The sequence below is a fragment of the Mesorhizobium sp. M7A.F.Ca.US.005.03.2.1 genome (assembly GCF_003997795.1).
In the GTDB taxonomy this organism is placed as follows: Bacteria; Pseudomonadota; Alphaproteobacteria; order Rhizobiales; family Rhizobiaceae; genus Mesorhizobium; species Mesorhizobium ciceri.
In genome coordinates this window covers 1-816 of record NZ_RZRP01001425.1, presented here as the reverse complement: position 1 = coordinate 816, position 816 = coordinate 1, and the positions used below count along the sequence as shown (strand labels likewise).

Annotated in this window: 1 protein-coding gene and 2 pseudogenes; all 3 read left to right on the top strand. The window is 59.9% G+C overall.

Features of this window, described 5'->3' with window-relative positions:
* Positions 1–397: 397 nt before the first annotated feature.
* A pseudogene (locus tag EN991_RS41490) lies at positions 398–496 on the top strand (DUF3606 domain-containing protein); the annotation flags it as partial.
* Between the two features lie 38 nt (positions 497–534).
* Positions 535–636: pseudogene (locus tag EN991_RS41485) on the top strand (cytochrome oxidase); the annotation flags it as partial.
* Positions 608–816 (top strand): hypothetical protein (locus tag EN991_RS40530; protein ID WP_206519362.1); only part of this gene is annotated, 209 nt, incomplete at its 3' end. The pseudogene EN991_RS41485 and the gene EN991_RS40530, both read left to right, overlap by 29 nt.

Sequence of the window (816 nt, the reverse complement as noted above, 5' to 3'; positions counted from 1 at the left end):
GTTTAACAGCGGGCCAAGTGAAGAGCGCTTAGGCCGGTAGGCGACGGACCGGCTTAGCCTGCGCTCGATGACCGTGTCCGGTCAAAGACATGTCGGTCGTTTCCTTGCTCGCGGGCTCACACGCACATTGGCGTTATGATATGGCATCTCGGCTCGCGGCGCTTTTCGGCGCCGAGTCCGCCATCGTGAGCTCTGGCAGGACTGGTCAGGCCGCGCGACATGCAACATGGGCCGGAATCGCGACCTGAGCGCGATACCCATCAACTTGTCGAACTCGAATTCATGGCTCGATTCAATCGTGTGCGTGGAATTCGGTTCAAAGCGGTAGTCGACAGATTGAACCGGAAGAGTCTGGCGGCGTTATCGGGTCTGGAATGGCAATCCTTTGGAGGACGAAATGGCCAGTACTGGAACAACCCGTGGACGCAATGAGGACCGCGCGAAGGTTGCTGGCGGGCAGGATAATGAAGTGAAATACGAGGCGGGCAAGACCGGCGCGAGGAAGGCTGACGTGAAATCGTGGGCAACAGCCACAAGTCGGTCATCCTCGCGCCCGCCTCGGACCAGGAATTCGCAGCCCAGCACATGCCGAAGGACGGCGTCTGGATTGTGGAAGTCGACGCCGACGCCGGTCTGGATAAGCGTATCGCGACGGGCGGATATCGACGCGCACGCCAGTCCCGGCGTGCTTCCAACCCTGCCGGCCTTTTATACAGGGAAATACGAGCGCATGTTCGCCCTCCTCGTCGAAGACGGCGAGTTCGAGTTCGCGACCAAACGGAGCGCTCATGATCGGCTTCCACATCTCCCCATGAT